Origin of the sequence: Schaalia vaccimaxillae DSM 15804, from assembly GCF_000420425.1 — a bacterium.
GTDB classification, from domain to species: Bacteria; Actinomycetota; Actinomycetes; order Actinomycetales; family Actinomycetaceae; genus Pauljensenia; species Pauljensenia vaccimaxillae.
Map to the genome: position 1 here is coordinate 61,761 of NZ_ATUX01000009.1, position 18,531 is coordinate 80,291.

Consider the following 18,531-nt stretch of genomic DNA (forward strand, 5'->3'; position numbering starts at 1 on the left):
GTGTCGACCGCAAAATTAAATCTAAAGGGGGAGCGTGGAAAAGAGCACTGAACAACTATTAAGTCTACTCAAGTCGTACCCTCTCATTCTGGGAATTGACTCAGAGGACAGTTTGGAAGCTGCTTTGCTTCACGAGGCACCTGTCGTGCTTACTTTGGGTGGAACTGTTGGCGGGATCGCTGAAGATGTCGCGCGCCTCAAGTTGGCTGGGAAATATGTCATTGTGGATATTGATTTAATTGATGGGTTAGCCTCGAGGCCATCCGCTGTGGATTTTCTCATGCGGCAAAATGGCTTTGATTCTGTGCTGAGCACTAAATCAACACTCCTAAAATATGCGTCAAATTTTAATGTCACGACAATACATCGCATGTTTGTAGTGGACTCTGCTGCTTTTCGTTCCACCGAAGGGCAGTGGCAAAATAGTGGTGCAGATCTTATAAATATCCAGCCAGGTTGGCCTAAAGTGATTGATTGGATTCGTGGACGAAATATCGGTCCGATTATCGCCTCCGGGCTCGTGTGTGACTGGAAGTCAGTTACGGGATGCTTGGACGCGGGGGCAGTAGGATTTTGCACCACAGACAAGGAAATCTGGGCAGGAGCTTCTGCTTTCTGGAAAAGGTAATTCCTGACCCCTTAGAACACATCGCTTGGCGTGATGGGTGGAATGTTCGTATTAGTTAGATCATCCGAAAATTAAGAACACTTTCTATCGACTAGACTCTCCCCGTGACCCAACGCCGAAATCGCCGTTCTTCCGCGCCTCAGCGCCGTACCGATCCGACATTGCCTTCAGGAGTACAACCATCGGATTCGGGTCTGCTTGGCCCCCTGGAGGTTCGGGCAATCGCCGAAGCTCTGGGGATCCGACCGACGAAGGTGCTGGGCCAAAACTTTGTCCATGACGCGGGTACAGTGCGCCGCATTGTGCGCGCCGGTGGAGTCGAAGCCGGCGACGAGGTTATTGAGGTGGGTCCGGGCCTTGGCTCGTTGACCCTGGCCCTCCTTGAGACTGGAGCTCGGGTGCGAGCTGTCGAGATTGACCCGCCTTTGGCTTCAGCTCTGCCGGAAACGATCCGTGCCCGCATGCCCGAGGCATCTGACCGCTTCCACGTGGTCAATCTGGACGCCACCAAGATTTCAGGTGTTGAGGACTTCGGTGTTGACTGGCCTGCCCCCACCAAGCTCGTCGCCAACTTGCCGTACAACGTCGCAGTTCCCGTTCTTCTCGCCATGCTTGAGTCTTTGCCTTCGCTGACTGATGTCCTGGTGATGGTCCAGTCCGAGGTTGCTGATCGGCTTGCCGCAGGTCCCGGTTCGCGCACCTACGGGGTTCCGTCCGTCAAGGCTGCCTGGTATGGCGAGGTCGAACGTGCTGGCACAATTGGCCGGACGGTGTTTTGGCCTGTTCCCAACGTCGATTCTGCCCTCGTGCGTTTACGCCGTTCGGGTAGCTCGCGCGGCGATGGTGCGCTGCGCAGGGCCACCTTCGAAGTCTGCGATGTGGCTTTTGGTCAGCGTCGCAAAACGTTGCGCGCAGCCTTGAAAACGTGGGCTGGCACTGCTGAAGCCGCTGAGGCCCTTTTAGACCATGCTGGCGTCGATCACACCGCCAGGGGAGAAACCTTGAGTATTGACGACTTTGTGCGCCTGGGACGCGGGGTCAATGAGCTGCGTGCCTCGGGGATACTCGCGCCACGGGTTGATCCGCGAACCGGCCAGTCCAGCGCTGCGGCTGGCACACTCCCTGGAGCTCGAGATGCGTGATGTCGTCGCCTCCGCACCCATCCTTGGTGTGGACGGGTCGACCAAGAAAGAGGTCGTCAGGGTACGCACCTCGCGAACCCCTGGCGTTCGGGTTTTTCTTTCGTCGATGAACGAGGGCGAGCCGCTCGCCCTCGTCACACAGGCCGTCAAAATAATGCAGCGCCTGGCAATGGCAGGACCGTGGGCGCAAACAGCTGCCGGAGTGCACGTCGAGGTCGAGCAAGCCTACGAAGGGACTGGCCTTGCTGCAGACCTGATTCAGACCGTTGAGGCTGCGGACGCAGCGGCCGCCCTCGTAGCATGCAATGCACTGTGGAACCTCGCATTGCGTGAAGCCCAGCTTTTGGCGTTGGCTCAAACGCTTAACGACCGAGTTGCGTCAGTTCTTTCCACCGTCCAAATCGAATCGAACGAGGCTCTTTAATGGCACACCTGCTCGGAACCCAATACGTGGCGGCAATGGCAGGCTCACGCAAGCTCCTTGAAGACGTCACTGTTGGCCTCGAAGACGGCTCCCGTGTGGGCATCCTTGGGCCAAACGGCGCGGGCAAGTCCACTTTGCTGCGCCTCGTTGCTGGCATCCAGAGCCCCGACGGGGGAGGCATCACTCGGCGCGAGGGCGTGCGGGTCGTCGTCCTAGACCAGGCGGATTCCCTTGACCCACACGCAGGCGTGCTCGACGTCGTTCACCCGGGGCTTGCAGAATACGAATGGGCTTCGGATGCGCGCATTCGTGATATTCATGCGGGTCTGCTGGCTGACATTGATCTGCGAGCTCAGGTGGGAACACTGTCGGGTGGGCAGCGTCGACGCGTGGCCCTGGCTCGCGTGCTGGCCGCCGAATCGGAAATTGTCTGTCTGGACGAGCCGACGAACCATCTGGACGTTGAGGGCGTCGCATGGCTGGCCGAACACCTCAATGCTCGCTTCGCTAAACCCGGAGCTACGGGCTCCCTTCTAGCTGTCACCCACGACCGTTGGTTCCTTGATGCTGTGTGCGAACACATCTGGGAGGTTGTCCCTGGCGTTGATCCCGGTGGAGACCGCCCCCAAACAGCCGGACATGTTGAAATCTATGACGGGTCGTATGCCGCCTATACGCTGGCTCGAGCAGAACGCATGCGCCAAGCCGATGTTGCCGCGCAAAAGCGAGCCAACCTCTTAACCAAAGAATTGGCGTGGCTGCGCCGAGGTGCCCCTGCGCGCACATCAAAACCAAAATTCCATATCGCGACCGCAGAAGCCTTAATCGCGGACGTACCACCGCCTCGTGACCAGGTCGAATTGGTGAAGATGGCGACGGCGCGCCTCGGCAAAGACGTCCTCGACATTGAAAACGTCACCGTAGAGTTCACACGCCCTGACGGCACAACAAACCGGATTTTTGACGACATCACCTGGCGCTTAGCCCCCGCTGAACGCGTTGGCATTGTCGGCGTCAACGGCGCTGGCAAGACGACACTGCTCAACCTTTTGCGCGGCAATCTCGAACCAACAACTGGCCGAGTCAAGCGCGGTAAAACGGTTGAAGTTGCCACCTTGTCCCAAGACACCCGTGAGCTCGATGACCTGGCAGATATGCGGGTCGTTGACGCGGTGGCAGACGTTGCCCAGGTTGTCGTTGCCGGCGGGCGTGAGATCACGGCAACGCAGATGACTGAACGTATGGGATTCACCAGGCAGCGGGCATACACCCGTATCTCAGAGATTTCTGGTGGGGAACGTCGCCGGCTCCAACTCATGCGCTTGCTTATGGCTGAACCGAATGTGTTGCTATTGGATGAACCAACCAACGACCTTGACACGGATACGTTGGCAGCAATGGAGGATCTTCTCGATTCCTTCCCGGGGACTCTGGTGGTTGTGTCCCATGATCGGTATTTGCTTGAGCGTGTGACTGACCACCAGATGGCATTGCTCGGCGACGGTCAGGTGCGGGCGTTGCCAGGTGGCGTGGAGCAATACCTTCAGTTGCGTAAAGGTGCCAACGAGGCCGAGGCGCGCACCCCCACTGTTTCAGCGTCTGAAGTCTCCTCCAGAACACAGGGGGCAGCTGCGCCTCAGTCCTCTCAGACCGACTCTGCTACCCGCCGGGCAGCCAAGAAGGAAGCTGATCGTATCGAGCGGCAACTGGGCAAGCTGCGTGGCCAGGCAGAGAAGTTAGAAAAGCAACTGGCGCTTTTGTCTGAGCAGATTGCAACTGATCCTTCGAAGGTTAATGAGCTCACTGCTGTTTCAACCGAGCATTCGGCGGTTGCGGGCCAGATCGATGAGCTGGAAGAGGCGTGGTTGGAAGCGGCGGAGCTATTGGACTGACCTGTCGGCCTCGATCGACATGCATTGCGTGGGCTTAGTGGGCAAGATCAGGCAAACCTACTCGATTTACGCAACTAAAGCGCCTTAAAATGTTGTGTAATTAGTGATGTGAGTCGTGTTTATTAATTCCTAATCGCCCTATTTGCTAATCCGCTCTGACCTGCGAAAACATTGATGTTCTGGACTCTTGCAAAAATCGGCGTTCCAATGGATTTAACGCACAGGCCTACCGCCAGTGCTCCGTTGATCACGAACACCAATTTCAAGGAGAGACCGACATGGATACCACGCAGATGCCTCGAGTTCTCGACTGCTCCGTCGAGAGCTGCTCCTACAACAAGACCAAGAGCTGCGGCGCAGCAGCCATCACCGTTGGCTACGCTCAGACCTGCACCACTTTCATCCCGCTATCCATCAAGGGTGGACTGGACACAGTCACCTCAGTGGTTGGCGCATGTCAGAAGGCAGACTGCCTGCACAACTCTGCCCTGGAATGCACGGCTGACCACATCCGCGTAGGTGCAACCACCGCCGACTGCCTGTCCTTCCAGACGGCTGACGTCTGATCCACTGACTTCTGCCAAGCAGAATTCGTCTGCCAGGATTTCAGCCACAATAACGGCGCCCAGAACCATCTGGGCGCCGTTTTCTACGCCAGGAGAAGACGCGAGAGTGAATAAATCGCTGGATGAGAGCGGGCGCATGTCAGAACTGTTGGCGTACCCGAAGAGTGGGCTCCTGGCGCAAATTCCGAACGCCATTCCACACCAGGTTGACCACGTGGGCGGCGACCTCGTCCTTCTTCATGCGCCGGTCATCAAGCCACCACTGACCCACCTGAGCGATTAGACCGACGAGCATCTGGGCGTACAAGGGTGCCCATCCGGCATCCATTTTGGAACGGTCGAATTGCTCGGCAAGTAGGTGCTCAACTTTCGTTGCCACATCGCCCAGCACCGAAGAGAAAGACCCCTGAGTTCGATCAGTAGGTGCATCGCGGACCAAAACGCGGAACCCATCAGTGTTTGACTCGATGTAATCCAATAGCGCCAACGTGGCATTCTCAAGCACCATACGGGGGCGATCAGAAGACTCCAAAGAACGATGCAAAGAATTAACCAGAGACTGCACTTCGCGATCAACAACCACCGCATACAGCCCCTCTTTGCCGCCGAAATGCTCGTAGACAACGGGCTTCGAAACCTTGGCTTTCGATGCGATCTCTTCCACGCTTGTCGCATCAAAACCCTTTGACGCGAAAAGGGAACGCCCCACTGCCACTAATTGTTCGCGGCGGGCAACACCGCTCATCCTCGTTCGCTTCTCAGCCATGGCGTAAGTATTCCATTACACGTTTGGTGACCCGTGATTCAGGAAGAAAAATACAGCAGAGAGCGCATGGTCACATTCCTCGAATCGGGATTTGGGCCACTCATGTGGCACAATCGTCTCAGCGTTCCGCCCTGGTGTAACGGCAGCACATGGGTTTTTGGTGCCTTTGGTCCGGGTTCGAGTCCTGGGGGCGGAGCTGACGCCGGGAGCGGCCCGGCAACTATCGGGAGGAACCCGTGACTCTTCCTGCTGCTGTCATCGTCCTGGCTGCCGGCCAGGGAACCCGCATGAAGTCCTCTCTCCCCAAAGTTGTTCACCCCGTTGCAGGCCTATCTATGATCGGCCACGCGCTTCGGGCTGCAGATGGGCTGAGTCCCAAGCATCTCGTTGCGGTCGTACGTCATCAACGCGATGTGGTTGCCGCAGAAATCACCAAGGTCATGCCACACACTGTTATTGCCGACCAGGACGAAATCCCCGGTACAGGCCGAGCTGTCCAGTGCGGCCTAGAGACCCTTGAAGAACAAGTCGGACAGGTCCACGGCACCCTCGTCGTGACATATGGCGACGTCCCCATGCTGTCGACTACCACCTTGGCTGAACTTGTGGCCGTCCATGAAGGCTCCAATCATGCGGTGACAGTCCTAACGAGCCGCATAGACGACCCCACCGGATACGGGCGAATCATTAGGGACGAGGCCGGAATCGTCACCGCCATCGTCGAGCAGAAAGACGCGACCGAAGAGCAAGCAGCCGTTAATGAAATCAACGCTGGTATCTATGCCTTTGATGCAGACTTCCTACGTGAATCCTTAGCCAACGTTGGGACAGCTAACGCCCAAGGCGAGGTCTATCTGACCGATGTGCTCGCCGCGGCGGCACCCGCCGGACGCACCGCGGGCGCCCTCGAACTTGCCGATTTCTGGCAAGCTCAGGGCTGCAATGACCGCGTACAACTGGCTGAACTTGGCGCAGAATTCAACCGTCGCATCTGCGAAGCCCACATGCGCCAGGGTGTTTCCATCATTGACCCCGTATCCACGCGGATCGACGTCGATGTTCGTATTGGTTCGGACACGACGATCCTTCCGGGAAGCTATCTCACGGGGCATACCACGATCGGATCTGAATGTGAGATCGGTCCCGCTGCGATCCTGAAAGCCGCAGAAGTGGGCGATCGGACAGTTCTTCCATCCTCATGGGTGGAAAACGCCAGCATCCCAGCCGATACGATGGTCGAACCATTCAGCGTCATCGGACGGGCCTGAGGGCTCTACCGACCACTGGAACTGCGCCTTAGGGGAGGAACGTCGCATGAGCGGATTGGTTGCAACTGGCGAGAAGAGCCTTGTCCTCGTGTCAGGACGCGCTCACATGGATCTAGCGAACCGAGTGGGTGAAGAAATCGGCTGCGGTGTTTCGCCGTTGACGGCCTACGACTTTGCTTCCGGTGAGATCTACGTGCGCTTCAATGAGTCAATGCGTGGAGCCGATGTCTTTGTCCTCCAGTCTCACGCAGGTGACATTAACAAGTGGCTCATGGAGCAACTACTGATGATCGATGCCGCCAAGCGTGCATCAGCTAAGCGCATCACTGTTGTTTCGCCCTTCTATCCGTACTCGCGTCAGGATAAGAAACACCAGGGCCGCGAACCTATCTCGGCCAGGCTCATCGCGGACTTGTATAAAACCGCAGGTGCGGACCGCATTATGAGCATCGACCTGCACGCCTCCCAGGAGCAGGGCTTCTTCGATGGCCCGGTGGATCACCTCTTCGCGATGGACGTGCTGGTCGACTACGTGCGAGGACGCCTCGACCTGAACAACACGGTGATGGTGTCCCCTGATGCTGGCCGCATTCGCGTTGCCGAGAAGTGGTCGCGCAAACTGGGTGGTTGCCCCCTTGCCTTTGTCCACAAGACCCGTGATACCACTAGACCCAACGTGGCGGTCGCTAACCGAGTCGTTGGCGATGTTGATGGCAAAGAATGCATCCTCGTCGATGACATGATTGACACCGCTGGCACAATCACCGAGGCCGTCAAGGTCCTCACTGATGCAGGTGCCAAGAAAGTCATCATTGCTGCAACCCATGGCATCTTGTCTGATCCGGCTGCTCGCCGACTCTCCGAATGCGGAGCAGACGAAGTCGTGGTCACAGACTCTTTGCCGATCGCTGCAGAAAAGCGTTTCGACAAGCTGACGATCCTGTCGGTTGCGCCTCTGCTGGCCCGTGCCATTAAAGAGGTCTTCGAAGACGGATCGGTCACATCCCTCTTCGACTGATTTCAACCTGAGGCCACCATCGGGTAGCCTGAACGCGTTGCTCCGGCGAGGGCGGATCCGATCCGCCGTTATCGACAGAGTTTTCCGGGCCTTGCGGCTCACGGATCTTCTTCGACGCGTCGGTGCGTTGAAAACCAAGAAGAACCTGGAGGAAACTCATGAGCGATAACCCTGTACTCGTCGCCACGACCCGCACCGAATTCGGTAAGGGTGCTGCCCGTCGTGCTCGCCGCGCCAAGCTGGTCCCCGCCGTTCTCTACGGCCACGGCGCAGAGTCCGTCCACGTTGACGTTCCCGAACACGACCTGTTCCTCATCGTTCGTGGTACCAAGAACGCCCTCGTTGAGCTCAAGATCGACGGTGACACCCAGCTCGCCATCGTCAAGGACGTTCAGCGTCACCCCGTCAAGCGCAACCTCCTGCACGCTGACTTCCTGGCCGTCAAGGCTGGCGAAAAGGTCGACGTTGAGGTTCAGCTGGTCGTCGTGGGCGAGCCCGCCCCCGGTACCGCCTACAACACCGAAGTTTTCGCGATCGCAGTGAAGGCTCCCGCCACCTCGATCCCGGAGACCATCGAAGTGTCTGTCGAGGGTCTTGAAGCTGGCTCCGTTGTGCGCGCCGGTGACCTCGATCTGCCCAAGGGCGTTGAGTGCGAGCTTGATCCCGAGGCCGACATTGTCACCGTTTCTGAGATCGTCGACCAGACCGAGGATGAGGGCGAAGCTGAAGCTGGCGACGATGCCGAAGCTCCTGCCGCTGAGTGAGCGAAACATTGAGCTGAACTGTTAACCAGCTGTGAAAGAGGGGCCGCGCAGGACGTGGCCCCTCTTCCTATTGGATAATTTCGAGCATGTTTGAACAATTACACGTCATTATTCCGGCTGGGGGAGCTGGAACTCGGCTTTGGCCTCTTTCGCGTCGCAGTCGGCCAAAGTTTCTGCTGGACCTAGATGGATCTGGACGATCCTTGTTGCAGGCAACCGTTGAACGCCTCGAACCTGTCGCCGCTTCAATCTCCATCGTCACCGGTGGTACTCACCGAGATGGCGTGCTCGAACAGCTTCCTGACTTTTCGACGCATGCCCAGGGGGAGAGGACCGTGGTGATCGAACCGTCTGGCCGTGACTCTATGGCTGCCATCGGTTTGGCCGCTTATGTGATCCGTGGGCGCTTTGGGGACGACGCAATCATTGGTTCTTTCGCTGCAGATCATTTGATTGCTCGACCAGAGCTTCTTCTTCAGGCGGTTGATGCTGCGGCCTCTGCTGCAGCTGAAGGCTTTGTGACAACAATAGGCATTACTCCCACCGGCCCTTCGATGGCCTATGGGTATATTCAGCCCTCCCTTCCTTTGACGGCGTCGCCCGGTGCTGAAAGGGTCTTAACTTTCGTTGAAAAACCTGATGCGCAAACAGCCGCGCGGTATGTTGATGAAGGTTTTGTCTGGAATGCCGGAATTTTCATTATGAAAGCCGGGACGTTGGTTTCGCATCTGGCGCGCCTCATGCCTGACATGCACAAGCGTCTGAGCGATATCGCTCATGCGTGGGGTAGCGATGACTATGAGGACGTATTAGCTGAGAACTGGCCACATTTGACCAAGATCGCGATCGATCATGCGATAGCGGAGCCGGTGGCGGCTGATGGTCGAGTGGCAGTTGTGCGAGCTCACCCAGACCTGGGATGGACTGATTTGGGGGACTTTGCGGCTCTTGCTTCATTGTCCTCACAGATGGGTGATGCCACGCGCATTGATGCACATCGTGCATATGTCTTCAATCGAACGAGCCAAAGCGTTGCGGTGGTGGGAGTGTCTGACGTTGCAATAGCGCTGACTCAAGACGCTGTCCTCGTTACTCGTCTTGACCGCGCTCAAGACGTCAAGAAGGTTGTTGACGACCTCAATGATTCGGGGCAACAGCTCCTTCTCTGACCCGAATCTATGTCTAGCTCGTGTGTTCGGTTTGAAACTTTCGTGGGGCCAAGCGCACAACCCACACAAGTGCGACCACTGGTAGCGTGGAAGCTTGAACAAGCAACCCTTGGAGGGGATTTCGTGAAGAAGTCGTACATGGCAGCAGTCTGCGCTTTCGCAGCATCTGCAGCAGTTTCTGGCTGCTCCGGCGAGCCACAGCTCAGCTCAGCTGAATATGGGACTGCCGAGGCGAAAGTATGCGTGGCCGCGTCAAACTCGGAAACCGAACTTCTGGGCGGCGCTCGCTTCGTGCAAGCAATCGAGAGCGGCGTCGAAGAACTTGGTGGGCGCGCCACCGACGTTACGGTCGATAACGATGCGCAGACTCTGATCAGTAGCGGCTGCACTGTCATTGTCGGTACGGATCCTTCACAGCTCTCCCAAGCTGCACGAGCCAATGAAAATATTTCCTTTGTCTTGGTGGGATCATCTTTCCTCGATGAAGAGGGTGCCAAGACAGAGCTCGACAATGGTTTAGCCGTCGATTTTCGGATGGATGAGGCCTCATATCTGGCTGGCTATGCGGCCGCAGGGATGACAACCACCGGCAAGATCGGCGTCGTTGGAGGAGAAAATACTCCGTTGACGTGGGCGACCATGGATGCGTTCACCCAGGGGGTTGACGCCTATAACCTGGCTAACGGTACGTCGATCATCGTGTCTGGATGGGACAGCGTGTCTCAGAAGGGCTCAATTTCATCAACTCCCGAGGCGGCCAAAGAGCAAGCCCAAGTCATGATCGCTGACGGCGTGGACATTATTTTGGCAGCAGCTGGTGATGCCAACACGGGTGTTTCCGAAGCTGCAGCCGAATCTGACCAACCCATGATGCGTGTTATTACGACACAGGCCAGCATTGGAGACACCACGTCGGCACCGGCTGATTCTGGCCAATCAGCAGACTCAACGCAATCTGGCCAGGAAGCCCAGTCCGGCCAAGAGCCACAATCCGGTAGGGCTTCGACAGGAGACAAAACCGAGTCAGCTCAGTCCGCATTACAATCAGGGAATACGACTCAGTCGTTGTCCTCGTCGCAGGCAAAGACGATGCTGGCCCACCCGTATGAGTTCTCCGACGAGTACCTCAAGTCGGTCGGTGCCAATGTCTTAACCGGCGTCGTCACGGATTTCGAAACGGTGATCGCTGACGTGCTGGCCGCCGCAGTTGACGGCAAGACCGGCCAGACCACGCAGCCTTACGACCTAGCATCCGGCACGGTCGCCCTCGCAGGCTTTGGGGCCTATGACCCGCTTATTTCTGACGACCTGCGTAATGCGCTCGCGCAACAGTATACGCAGATCGTCGGCGGGCAAGTCACCGTCACCACGGCCTTCGACGTGACGGACAGGGACGAGGACTAAGCGGCGTTCGTCATGAAACCAGCCTCGTCCTATCCTCGCCAGGTTGACGCGACAACCTGCGGCATCGCTTCCTTGGCGGTAGTGGCTGCTCGGGCAGGGAAAGACTCGGATTATCTGCGCGGTGATAGGCAACGCATCGCGCGCACTCAGGTGGCGTTGCACGAGGTGGCAGCCCGAGTGGGCTTGCCATGGCCGAAAAGTTTAGGAACCTCACCGTGGGCACTGGCCCGTTTAGCTAGGCGTGCCACAGGGCTGCGTTACAAGGTGGTGACCGGGGAAAAAATGGGCCCGGCGATTGATGAGAGCTTACGCAACGGCCTGGATGTTTTCGGCTACACGGGTGGGTCAGACAAACCTTTCGACGATCTGATTCCCAGGCATGTGATTGCGATTCTGGCCGGAGATGATGGTGACGCCGCAGGTGTTTATTCGGTTTTTGAGCCGTCGAGCGGGCAGGTCTTTAAGGTGAGGGCGCGGGCAGTGTTGGAAAGCCAGGAAGAAGCCCGCCCAGCCTTGGGATATTGGCATCGCATACTTTTTGCCCTGACTCCTGTTCAAGAACGCTAAGATTCACGCGAAGCGCTGGGTGCTGCTACAGCCCTCCAGGCTGCGATTTTCACGTCGGGCATCATCGAAAGTCGCAGCCAACATGACGGCGGCAGAAATCCCGTCGCTATCGCGGACAAACGCAGGGTCTGTGCAATATCCGTGTTCACCGTCGTAGCCGAAAACCATGCCTCGTGTTCTTGCAATGTTTTTCATCCCCGCTTCGGTGCGAGTTGAAGACACCTGATGAATCTTCGCAACGTCATCTAAAACGTCAGAACAATCAGTTGTTGAAACTAAGACCGCGTCCTCATCCATCGCGCGGGCTCGCGCAATTCGGTCGCCCAATATCCGTGCGACCTCGTCACTGGAGAGCCGGTGCCAACGCCCGGGCGTCGAAGAGTTGGGGATGGCCGCCCAGAGTCGTTCCCCGTGCGGATCTGTGACGAGGACGAGGCCAGCTTCGTCGGTTCCAACTGCTTGCAATGCTGCATTGATGTCGGCGTGGGCTTCGACTTGAAGAACATTGAAGCCTGCTCGCTCAAGGACACCACTGAGGAGCCCATCCACGCTGTCTGTTGTCGGCGCATAAGCGATCTTGAGGCTGCGGTCCTTGGCACCGTGGTTGGAGATGATTCGGTCAATGTAGGCGCCGATCATGCCTTCACCGACCTGTTCCCAACCAGATTCGGCTAACTGTACTGTCTGCGCGGAAGCTGCGGTCTCAATGGCACTGAGGAGTTCAGTTTCGTTGACACCCGCCACGCGCACGCCCTCGGAAATAGGGTCGGCGACCCGCCCTCCAAAGAAGACAGTGCATTCGTGGCCAATGGAAGGACTAGGTCCTGCGCAGATCATGACCGCCGCATCCGCTAAGAGCATCCGGACGGTGAAAGCAATGATCGGTGTGGGCAAGGGCCTGGGCATGAGGATCGTGTGACCGCCGGCGCCCTCGATTACTGCAGCCGCGTCGAGGGCCAGGGACTCGGACCCAGAATCGAAACCAACAACGACCCTGAAACGCCCTCCGGCTGTGTTCGTTAGGAAAGTTGAAACACCAGCGGCCATAGAGATTGCGGCATTGCGGTTGTGCAGAGGCAGCGTTGTTGACATGCCTTAAGGCTAGCGGGTGGAGCGAACTCAACGAAGCTGTCGCTATTCTGACGGTACGCTTGCATGCGATTGATGAAGCACCGACCTCGTCTGGAGGACCAATGAGCGGCGAAGCCCGGCGTAAGAGTTACCACCGTGGACCAGTGATCCTGCGTGGAGAAAAAATCCCGACGCAGACCTCAGACACTAGGCTATTGGACTCCCAGCATTCCTCGGACTGGCTGCATGAGGATCCGTGGCGAGTCCTGAGAATCCAATCGGAGTTTGTCGAAGGCTTCGGCGCGCTTGCCGAGGTCGGTCCCGCAGTATCGGTGTTTGGTTCGGCTCGCACCGGCGAAGGCACCGAAGTTTGGGATAAGTCCTACGAGGTAGGTCGGCTCCTGGTGGACGAAGGCTATGCGGTCATTACGGGCGGCGGCCCTGGGGCGATGGAGGCTGCGAACAAGGGGGCGTGGGACGCCAAGGGCACGTCGATTGGACTGGGGATTGAGCTGCCACATGAACAGTCGATGAACCCCTGGATCAACATCGGAATCAACTTCCGTTACTTCTTTGCCCGCAAAACCATGTTTATGAAGTATTCGACGGGCTTCATTGTCATGCCCGGTGGGTTTGGAACCATGGATGAGCTTTTTGAAGCATTGACTTTGGTCCAGACCGGAAAAATCGAATACTTCCCCATTGTTCTCGTAGGGTCCGACTATTGGACAGGCCTAAAAGAATGGATCGTTCAAACGATGGTTGAAGAAGGAACGATTAGCGCTGGTGACATTGACTTGATGCCCATTGTTGATGATCCTGCCGAAGCTGTGCGTCTTGCGACGCGCGGCTGAGAGTCCTTGTGGAGGGGCCTGAGCGCCCCTTTTGACCAGGATGAACACCCAGAAATGTGAGCCTGGTCGACTTTGCAGCGTCTCTCGCCCACTTTACGGGTAAAATAGGTGAGTCCGCTGCGGCATGAAGTAAGCCGCCAGCCCAGCACAAGAGGAGTGCATCAATGGCAGCCATGAAGCCTAGGACCGGAGACGGACCACTGGAGGCTACGAAAGAGGGGCGCGGCATCGTCATGCGCATCCCGAGCGAAGGCGGCGGCCGTCTAGTCATCGAGCTGACCCCGGATGAAGCCACAGAGCTCTCCGCAGCTTTGAGCGAAGCGGTCTGAACCTGTCTTTCCTCGCAGTGGCGAGGACGAAGCCCCCGACACCATCGGTGCCGGGGGCTTGCGTTTGGAAACTTGTCATCGGCTACCGTTTAACTGCAACCGTCAGGCCATCGCCTACGGGCAGCATGCATGCCACAAAATCTTCTGAGTCGCGCAGGAAGTGGACAACCTCGCGGGCCACCACCGTTTGAGCATCCCTGCGTGCAGGATCAGCCACTTGGTCATGCCAGAGCGAATGAACGAAAGCGATCAAACCACCGGGACGCAGAACCCGCACTGCGTGATCAAGATATTCGGGAGTTTCTGAAATGTCGGCGTCCAGCACCATCATGTCGTAGCCGCGAGCAGCCATTCGTGGCAGCACATCCAAGGCGCGGCCTGCAATCAGGCGCGTGCGTTGGGCTGACACTCCAACAGCAGTGAACGCCTTACGCGCGTGCTTATGGAACTCGACCTCTTGATCAATGGTGGTCAACACGCCGTCGGCGGCCATGCCGTCGAGCAGCCACAGGCCAGACACGCCGGTACCGGTTCCCACTTCGAGGACGGCACGAGCCCCCGACACTGCGGCCAACATGCGCAGGGCGGCACCCGTTCCGGTAGAGACCGGTTCAGCTCCCAGCTCAACGCCGGTGGCTCGGGCGTCAGCGACGACATCGCTTTCGGGAATGTAATCCTCTGCGTACACCCAGGTCTGGGCCTTATCAGCCATCGTGACCGCCTTTCGAATCGGTGATACGTCAACACCCTAGCGCCCGCAGCGCCCAAGTGGTGTCAGGCTCTCAGTGAAGAATTGGAGAAACTCCCAAGGGGCGTCCAGCAAGTCCGCGTTCGCGGGCGCCGAGCTTGCCCGCGAGCGATGCCAGGACCTCGGCGGCAGGGCCGTCAGAGATGGAGACAGGCTTGCCCTGGTCCCCGCCCTCTCGCAACTTGATGTCGAGCGGCACCTCGGCCAACAGCGGAACCTCGTAACCCAGGTGAGCGGTCAGACGCGATGCGACAGACTTGCCGCCTCCCGCACCGAAGATCTCCAATCGCGAGCCGTCTTCTTGTGGCAGGAAGGACATATTTTCGATGACGCCAACAACCTTTTGTTCAGTCTGGGATGCGATGGATCCAGAGCGCTCAGCAACTTCGGCTGCGGCAATCTGAGGCGTGGTGACCACGAGGATTTCTGAGTTGGGCAGCAGCTGGGCAATAGAAATCGGAACGTCACCAGTACCCGGAGGCATGTCGATGAGGAGCACATCCAGGTCACCCCAGAACACGTCTGCGAGGAATTGCTGAAGGGCGCGGTGCAACATGGGCCCACGCCAAATGACGGCCTGGCCGTCGGGCACGAACATGCCAATAGAAATGACCTTGACGTCGGCAGCGCCAACTGGCGGAATGATCATGCCGTCGATCACCTGAGGTTCGTGGTCAACGCCGAGCATGCGCGGGATAGAGAAACCGTAGATGTCGGCATCCATGACGCCCACTTTGAGTCCCGACTGAGCCATTGCTGCAGCAAGGTTGGCAGTCATTGAAGACTTGCCCACCCCACCTTTACCTGAGGTCACAGCGATGACACGCGTCAGTGAGCCTGGCTGAGCAAAGGGAATGTCGCGTTCAGCTTTGCCGCCGTTGAGTTTTTCGCGCAGCGCCTTCTTCTGTTCGTCGTTCATCACGCCCATGGTGACGTTGACAGTTTCAACTCCATCGAGGGCTTGAACAGCTTGGGTGACGTCGGCGGTAATAGTGCCTCGCAGCGGGCAACCGGCCGTAGTTAATAAGACCTCGACGTTGACGGTTGCACCGTCAACGGACAGGAGCTCGGGCGAGACCATATCGAGGTCGGTGATGGGGCGGCGGATCTCTGGATCAATGACGCTTTCAAGTGCGGTCATGACCTGTTCAACGGTGACAGACATGGTCTTATCCTACGTGCCTGGCGCAGGCGTTGCTTTCAGGAGTTGGGGTGCTGATCTTCGCCACTTGTGTTTGTATCAGCCTCCGCAGCGGCCTGTTCTGCGGCCAACTCCGCTAAGGTTTTGCCTTCTGCTGTCGCAGAAGTCACCTGCTCTGCGGTGTCTTCAACTTTGGCAGAGAGCTCTTCGCGCAGATCGTCAAGCATGTCGCGCAACTCTGAGCGCACGAAGTCACGGGTGGCCACGTCTTGGAGGGCGAGGCGCAGGCCAGCAATTTCGCGCGTCAGATATTCGGTGTCCGTCAGGTTGCGTTCGGCTCGTTGACGGTCCTGTTGAGCTTGGACTCGGTCGCGATCATCCTGGCGATTTTGAGCCAAAAGAATCAGAGGAGCGGCATACGAGGCCTGCAAGGACAGCATCAGGGTCAAAGCTGTGAAGCCCAGGTCGGCGCGGTCAAATTGCCATGCTTTTGGAGCCAGGGTGTTCCAGGCAAGCCAGATGGCAACGAAGATCGTCAGGTAGATGAGGAATTGTGGGGTGCCTGAAAAACGGGCGATGCCTTCTGCTCCGCGTCCCACACCCTCGGATTCCAAGTTGATCCGAGGAAGGCGGAAAGAGCGCTCTTTGGGGGTGTCAAGACGATCAGCCATCGATGCTCCTTGCCATAAGTCGGTCGGTTACCTCGTCGTCGAAGTCTCGCCAGTCCTCAGGTAGGAGGGCGTCGAGGACGTCGTCGACAGACACTGCGCCGAGCAGGTGCTCGTCCTCGTCGACAACAGGTAGGACGGTGAGGTTGTAGGTTGCCAGAAGTCGAGTGACTGTGGCGATGTGAGCTTCCGGAGACACCGCCTCAATGTCACGATCAAGAATCGTACCGAGCAATGTCTGGGGGGGCTCGCGTAAGGCACGCTGGATGTGAACCATGCCGAGGTACATGCCGGTAGGGGTTTCCTGCGGCGGCCTCGTAATGAACGCAACCATAGCCAAGGACGCAGGCAGGTCCTCTCTGCGCACGTCAGCCAGCATCTGGGCCACAGTCGCATCAGGCCCGAGGATTACTGGTTCGGTGGTCATGAGGGAGCCTGCCGTGGATTCCTCGTAGCTGAGCAGCCTGCGCACGTCCTTAGCTTCCTCAGGTTCCATGAGGGACAGCAGTGTTTGCGCTTGGGCTTCGGGAAGTTCAGACACGAGGTCGGCCGCATCGTCAGGCTGCATGACGTCGAGGACGTCGGCGGCGCGGTTGGCTTCCAAACCGGACACGATGGCCACGCGGTCATCGTCACCCAGTTCCTCAAGAACGTCAGCTAGGCGAGAGTCCGGCAGCTGTTGCGCAATGGCCATCTGCCGTTCGATGGGTAGGTCGTGCAAGAAGTCAGCTAAGTCCGCGGGCCGCATGTCTTCTGTGTGCTGGAGCAATGCGGTTGCCGCCTGGTTCGAGTCGGCTTTGAGCAGGCCCGAAACTTCGGAAGCGCTGACTGTGAGGGTTTCGCCTCCGCGAGAGAAAATGGACGCCGACTTTTGGCGCTGAACGTGCAGTTTAGAGATCACCCAGTCACGAGGGCGGCGCCGTTCCATTGCGACGTCGAGGATCTTGACCTGTCCGGAGCCGTCATTCATTGTCACGACTCGGTCGAAGAGTTCAGACAGCACCATGGTTTCCAGAGGGCGTTGTTTGAAGGTGCGGATGTTGAGCAGGCCCGTGGTGATGACTGAGCCCGCCTCAATAGAGGTGACGCGGGTCAGCGGCATAAAGACGCGTTTGCGCGGGCCGACCTCGACAACAAAGCCGATAACGTTGGCGGGGGAGTTCAGTCGGAAGGTGACGACGACATCGTGGATTTTTCCCACTCGATCCCCCAGAGGATCGAATACGGAGGTGCCAGCGAGCTTGCCAATGTAGACGCGACGCCCTGCGGTTCCAAGTTCCAATGCTGCGCTGCTCATAGGAACAGCTTAGGCTTTTAAGTGGAACATCCTCATGAACGGATGGAAAACGGGTCCGGTCTCACGTTGAAGGAAGAACACATGGCTCCTAACGCTTCCGCTTTACGCGCAGGTATGCCGACGATGCCCTCGGGAACAGAGGTGGCCTCATATAAGACCTACGCAGAAGCCCAAGCTGGTGTGGACTTCCTATCTGACAACGAGTTTGACGTCAAAGTCATCACGATTGTCGGAACCGACCTTCACCTGGTTGAACGCATTACGGGGCGTTTGACGATGGCGCGTTCTGCGCTGTCGGGGGCCACCTCTGGCGCAATGTGGGGAGGTTTCATGGGACTGATGATGTCCTTTGCCTCGCAAAACCAGACCGCACTCATGTGGGTGTTCTTCGGCATCCTGGGCGGTGCCCTCATCGGCACTGTGATGGCAGCCCTGTCCTACGCAATGTCTGGCGGTCAGCGCGACTTCACTTCGCAGTCCCAAGTGGTCGCGTCACGTTATGCGGTACTAGCTTCTGGAGACGTCGATCAAGCCTTCACTTTGCTGCAGCGCACTCCCGGCAACCAGATGCGCCCCCGGCCTGCGCGCGTGCGCCCTCAGTCCGATGGACCCACCGAATACGGTTCACGCCCAGACGAGCAACCCCGCTTTGGTGTGCGGACCGGAGGCACAACCTCTCCTGCTGCACAAGCCGTAACAGCAGACGACACACCCCAAACAGATGCGGAAGTGGCTAGCTCCCAAACCGTTGAAGCGCCGAATACGTCAGAACCATCCGACGCATCGTCAGATCAGACTGGTTCGTAAGCTCAAAT

The 18,531-nt window shown here is 57.9% G+C and carries 21 protein-coding genes and 1 tRNA gene; 15 read left to right on the forward strand and 7 right to left on the reverse strand.

Features of this window, described 5'->3' with window-relative positions:
- Positions 1-34: 34 nt before the first annotated feature.
- From G439_RS0108165 to G439_RS0108185, 5 genes are all read left to right on the forward strand, one after another.
- On the forward strand, positions 35-628 hold the full coding sequence (locus tag G439_RS0108165) for a glycerol-3-phosphate responsive antiterminator (protein WP_022868694.1): 594 nt from the start codon (positions 35-37) through the stop codon (positions 626-628).
- A gap of 104 nt (positions 629-732) precedes the next feature.
- Positions 733-1,770 carry a 16S rRNA (adenine(1518)-N(6)/adenine(1519)-N(6))-dimethyltransferase RsmA gene (rsmA, locus tag G439_RS11655; RefSeq protein ID WP_022868695.1) on the forward strand — a complete coding sequence of 346 codons (1,038 nt, stop codon included), beginning with the start codon at positions 733-735 and terminating at the stop codon, positions 1,768-1,770.
- Positions 1,763-2,194 carry a hypothetical protein gene (locus G439_RS0108175; protein ID WP_022868696.1) on the forward strand — a complete coding sequence of 144 codons (432 nt, stop codon included), beginning with the start codon at positions 1,763-1,765 and terminating at the stop codon, positions 2,192-2,194. The genes rsmA and G439_RS0108175 overlap by 8 nt, the downstream gene beginning before the upstream one ends.
- Positions 2,194-4,086, forward strand: a complete 1,893-nt coding sequence (locus G439_RS0108180; RefSeq protein WP_022868697.1) for an ABC-F family ATP-binding cassette domain-containing protein — start codon at positions 2,194-2,196, stop codon at positions 4,084-4,086. Before G439_RS0108175 ends, G439_RS0108180 begins: the two co-directional genes overlap by 1 nt.
- Positions 4,087-4,364: 278 nt before the next feature.
- Positions 4,365-4,652, forward strand: coding sequence for a DUF1540 domain-containing protein (locus G439_RS0108185; protein WP_022868698.1), 288 nt, complete (start codon positions 4,365-4,367; stop codon positions 4,650-4,652).
- Between the two features lie 139 nt (positions 4,653-4,791).
- Here G439_RS0108185 and G439_RS0108190 read toward each other — a convergent pair whose 3' ends face one another.
- Positions 4,792-5,418 (reverse strand): TetR/AcrR family transcriptional regulator, encoded by a 627-nt coding sequence (locus tag G439_RS0108190; RefSeq protein WP_022868699.1) that lies wholly within the window; start codon positions 5,416-5,418, stop codon positions 4,792-4,794.
- A gap of 125 nt (positions 5,419-5,543) precedes the next feature.
- Here G439_RS0108190 and G439_RS0108195 point away from each other — a divergent pair.
- The 3 genes from G439_RS0108195 (at position 5,544) to G439_RS0108205 (ending at position 7,704) form a co-directional block, all read left to right on the forward strand.
- Positions 5,544-5,614, forward strand: a tRNA-Gln gene (locus G439_RS0108195).
- Positions 5,615-5,654: 40 nt separating this feature from the next.
- Entirely contained in the window at positions 5,655-6,686 is a 1,032-nt protein-coding gene (locus G439_RS0108200) for a bifunctional UDP-N-acetylglucosamine diphosphorylase/glucosamine-1-phosphate N-acetyltransferase GlmU (protein ID WP_022868700.1), read from the forward strand.
- A 46-nt stretch (positions 6,687-6,732) separates the two neighbouring features.
- Positions 6,733-7,704: a ribose-phosphate diphosphokinase gene (locus tag G439_RS0108205; RefSeq protein WP_022868701.1), complete on the forward strand. Its 972-nt coding sequence runs from the start codon at positions 6,733-6,735 to the stop codon at positions 7,702-7,704.
- Here the strand turns inward: G439_RS0108205 and G439_RS12530 are convergent.
- Positions 7,685-7,864, reverse strand: coding sequence for a hypothetical protein (locus G439_RS12530; protein WP_131333598.1), 180 nt, complete (start codon positions 7,862-7,864; stop codon positions 7,685-7,687). The two genes, G439_RS0108205 and G439_RS12530, sit on opposite strands and share 20 nt — an antisense overlap.
- Here G439_RS12530 and G439_RS0108210 point away from each other — a divergent pair.
- The 4 genes from G439_RS0108210 (at position 7,863) to G439_RS0108225 (ending at position 11,608) form a co-directional block, all read left to right on the forward strand.
- Complete coding sequence (locus G439_RS0108210) at positions 7,863-8,468, forward strand: 50S ribosomal protein L25/general stress protein Ctc (RefSeq protein ID WP_022868702.1); 606 nt, start codon at positions 7,863-7,865, stop codon at positions 8,466-8,468. The genes G439_RS12530 and G439_RS0108210 overlap by 2 nt on opposite strands.
- An 86-nt stretch (positions 8,469-8,554) precedes the next feature.
- Positions 8,555-9,637 carry a mannose-1-phosphate guanylyltransferase gene (locus tag G439_RS0108215; protein ID WP_022868703.1) on the forward strand — a complete coding sequence of 361 codons (1,083 nt, stop codon included), beginning with the start codon at positions 8,555-8,557 and terminating at the stop codon, positions 9,635-9,637.
- A gap of 123 nt (positions 9,638-9,760) precedes the next feature.
- Positions 9,761-11,041: a BMP family lipoprotein gene (locus G439_RS12240; RefSeq protein ID WP_165544533.1), complete on the forward strand. Its 1,281-nt coding sequence runs from the start codon at positions 9,761-9,763 to the stop codon at positions 11,039-11,041.
- A 12-nt stretch (positions 11,042-11,053) separates the two neighbouring features.
- On the forward strand, positions 11,054-11,608 hold the full coding sequence (locus tag G439_RS0108225; RefSeq protein WP_022868705.1) for a hypothetical protein: 555 nt from the start codon (positions 11,054-11,056) through the stop codon (positions 11,606-11,608).
- 3 nt (positions 11,609-11,611) lie between these two features.
- On the opposite strand, the gene G439_RS0108230 is transcribed toward G439_RS0108225, so the two are convergent.
- Entirely contained in the window at positions 11,612-12,700 is a 1,089-nt protein-coding gene (locus G439_RS0108230) for a phosphohexomutase domain-containing protein (protein ID WP_022868706.1), read from the reverse strand.
- Between the two features lie 101 nt (positions 12,701-12,801).
- Between G439_RS0108230 and G439_RS0108235 the strand changes: the two genes are divergently transcribed.
- Positions 12,802-13,533: an LOG family protein gene (locus G439_RS0108235; protein WP_022868707.1), complete on the forward strand. Its 732-nt coding sequence runs from the start codon at positions 12,802-12,804 to the stop codon at positions 13,531-13,533.
- A gap of 164 nt (positions 13,534-13,697) precedes the next feature.
- On the forward strand, positions 13,698-13,862 hold the full coding sequence (locus G439_RS12415) for a DUF3117 domain-containing protein (RefSeq protein WP_022868708.1): 165 nt from the start codon (positions 13,698-13,700) through the stop codon (positions 13,860-13,862).
- Positions 13,863-13,944: 82 nt separating this feature from the next.
- Here the strand turns inward: G439_RS12415 and G439_RS0108245 are convergent, their stop codons facing one another.
- The 4 genes from G439_RS0108245 to G439_RS0108260 form a co-directional block, all read right to left on the reverse strand.
- Entirely contained in the window at positions 13,945-14,574 is a 630-nt protein-coding gene (locus tag G439_RS0108245; RefSeq protein WP_022868709.1) for an O-methyltransferase, read from the reverse strand.
- A gap of 70 nt (positions 14,575-14,644) precedes the next feature.
- Positions 14,645-15,775: an Mrp/NBP35 family ATP-binding protein gene (locus G439_RS0108250; RefSeq protein WP_022868710.1), complete on the reverse strand. Its 1,131-nt coding sequence runs from the start codon at positions 15,773-15,775 to the stop codon at positions 14,645-14,647.
- A gap of 35 nt (positions 15,776-15,810) precedes the next feature.
- A complete protein-coding gene (locus G439_RS0108255) occupies positions 15,811-16,422 on the reverse strand; it encodes a DUF1003 domain-containing protein (RefSeq protein WP_022868711.1) in 612 nt (203 codons plus the stop codon).
- Entirely contained in the window at positions 16,415-17,716 is a 1,302-nt protein-coding gene (locus G439_RS0108260) for a magnesium transporter MgtE N-terminal domain-containing protein (RefSeq protein WP_022868712.1), read from the reverse strand. The genes G439_RS0108255 and G439_RS0108260 overlap by 8 nt, the downstream gene beginning before the upstream one ends.
- Before the next feature lie 81 nt (positions 17,717-17,797).
- Between G439_RS0108260 and G439_RS11665 the strand changes: the two genes are divergently transcribed.
- Positions 17,798-18,523: a YflT domain-containing protein gene (locus G439_RS11665; protein ID WP_022868713.1), complete on the forward strand. Its 726-nt coding sequence runs from the start codon at positions 17,798-17,800 to the stop codon at positions 18,521-18,523.
- Positions 18,524-18,531 lie beyond the last annotated feature (8 nt).

What these genes read in the sequence shown, in the direction of transcription:
- G439_RS0108175 (WP_022868696.1), top strand. Translation starts at nt 1,763, where the DNA reads ATGCGTGATGTCGTCGCCTCCGCACCCATCCTTGGTGTGGACGGGTCG.
- G439_RS0108180 (WP_022868697.1), top strand. Translation starts at nt 2,194, where the DNA reads ATGGCACACCTGCTCGGAACCCAATACGTGGCGGCAATGGCAGGCTCA.
- G439_RS0108185 (WP_022868698.1), top strand. Translation starts at nt 4,365, where the DNA reads ATGGATACCACGCAGATGCCTCGAGTTCTCGACTGCTCCGTCGAGAGC.
- G439_RS0108190 (WP_022868699.1), bottom strand. Translation starts at nt 5,418, where the DNA reads ATGGCTGAGAAGCGAACGAGGATGAGCGGTGTTGCCCGCCGCGAACAA.
- G439_RS0108205 (WP_022868701.1), top strand. Translation starts at nt 6,733, where the DNA reads ATGAGCGGATTGGTTGCAACTGGCGAGAAGAGCCTTGTCCTCGTGTCA.
- G439_RS0108210 (WP_022868702.1), top strand. Translation starts at nt 7,863, where the DNA reads ATGAGCGATAACCCTGTACTCGTCGCCACGACCCGCACCGAATTCGGT.
- G439_RS12530 (WP_131333598.1), bottom strand. Translation starts at nt 7,864, where the DNA reads ATGAGTTTCCTCCAGGTTCTTCTTGGTTTTCAACGCACCGACGCGTCG.
- G439_RS0108215 (WP_022868703.1), top strand. Translation starts at nt 8,555, where the DNA reads ATGTTTGAACAATTACACGTCATTATTCCGGCTGGGGGAGCTGGAACT.
- G439_RS0108225 (WP_022868705.1), top strand. Translation starts at nt 11,054, where the DNA reads ATGAAACCAGCCTCGTCCTATCCTCGCCAGGTTGACGCGACAACCTGC.
- G439_RS0108230 (WP_022868706.1), bottom strand. Translation starts at nt 12,700, where the DNA reads ATGTCAACAACGCTGCCTCTGCACAACCGCAATGCCGCAATCTCTATG.
- G439_RS0108235 (WP_022868707.1), top strand. Translation starts at nt 12,802, where the DNA reads ATGAGCGGCGAAGCCCGGCGTAAGAGTTACCACCGTGGACCAGTGATC.
- G439_RS12415 (WP_022868708.1), top strand. Translation starts at nt 13,698, where the DNA reads ATGGCAGCCATGAAGCCTAGGACCGGAGACGGACCACTGGAGGCTACG.
- G439_RS0108245 (WP_022868709.1), bottom strand. Translation starts at nt 14,574, where the DNA reads ATGGCTGATAAGGCCCAGACCTGGGTGTACGCAGAGGATTACATTCCC.
- G439_RS0108250 (WP_022868710.1), bottom strand. Translation starts at nt 15,775, where the DNA reads ATGTCTGTCACCGTTGAACAGGTCATGACCGCACTTGAAAGCGTCATT.
- G439_RS0108255 (WP_022868711.1), bottom strand. Translation starts at nt 16,422, where the DNA reads ATGGCTGATCGTCTTGACACCCCCAAAGAGCGCTCTTTCCGCCTTCCT.
- G439_RS0108260 (WP_022868712.1), bottom strand. Translation starts at nt 17,716, where the DNA reads ATGAGCAGCGCAGCATTGGAACTTGGAACCGCAGGGCGTCGCGTCTAC.
- G439_RS11665 (WP_022868713.1), top strand. Translation starts at nt 17,798, where the DNA reads ATGGCTCCTAACGCTTCCGCTTTACGCGCAGGTATGCCGACGATGCCC.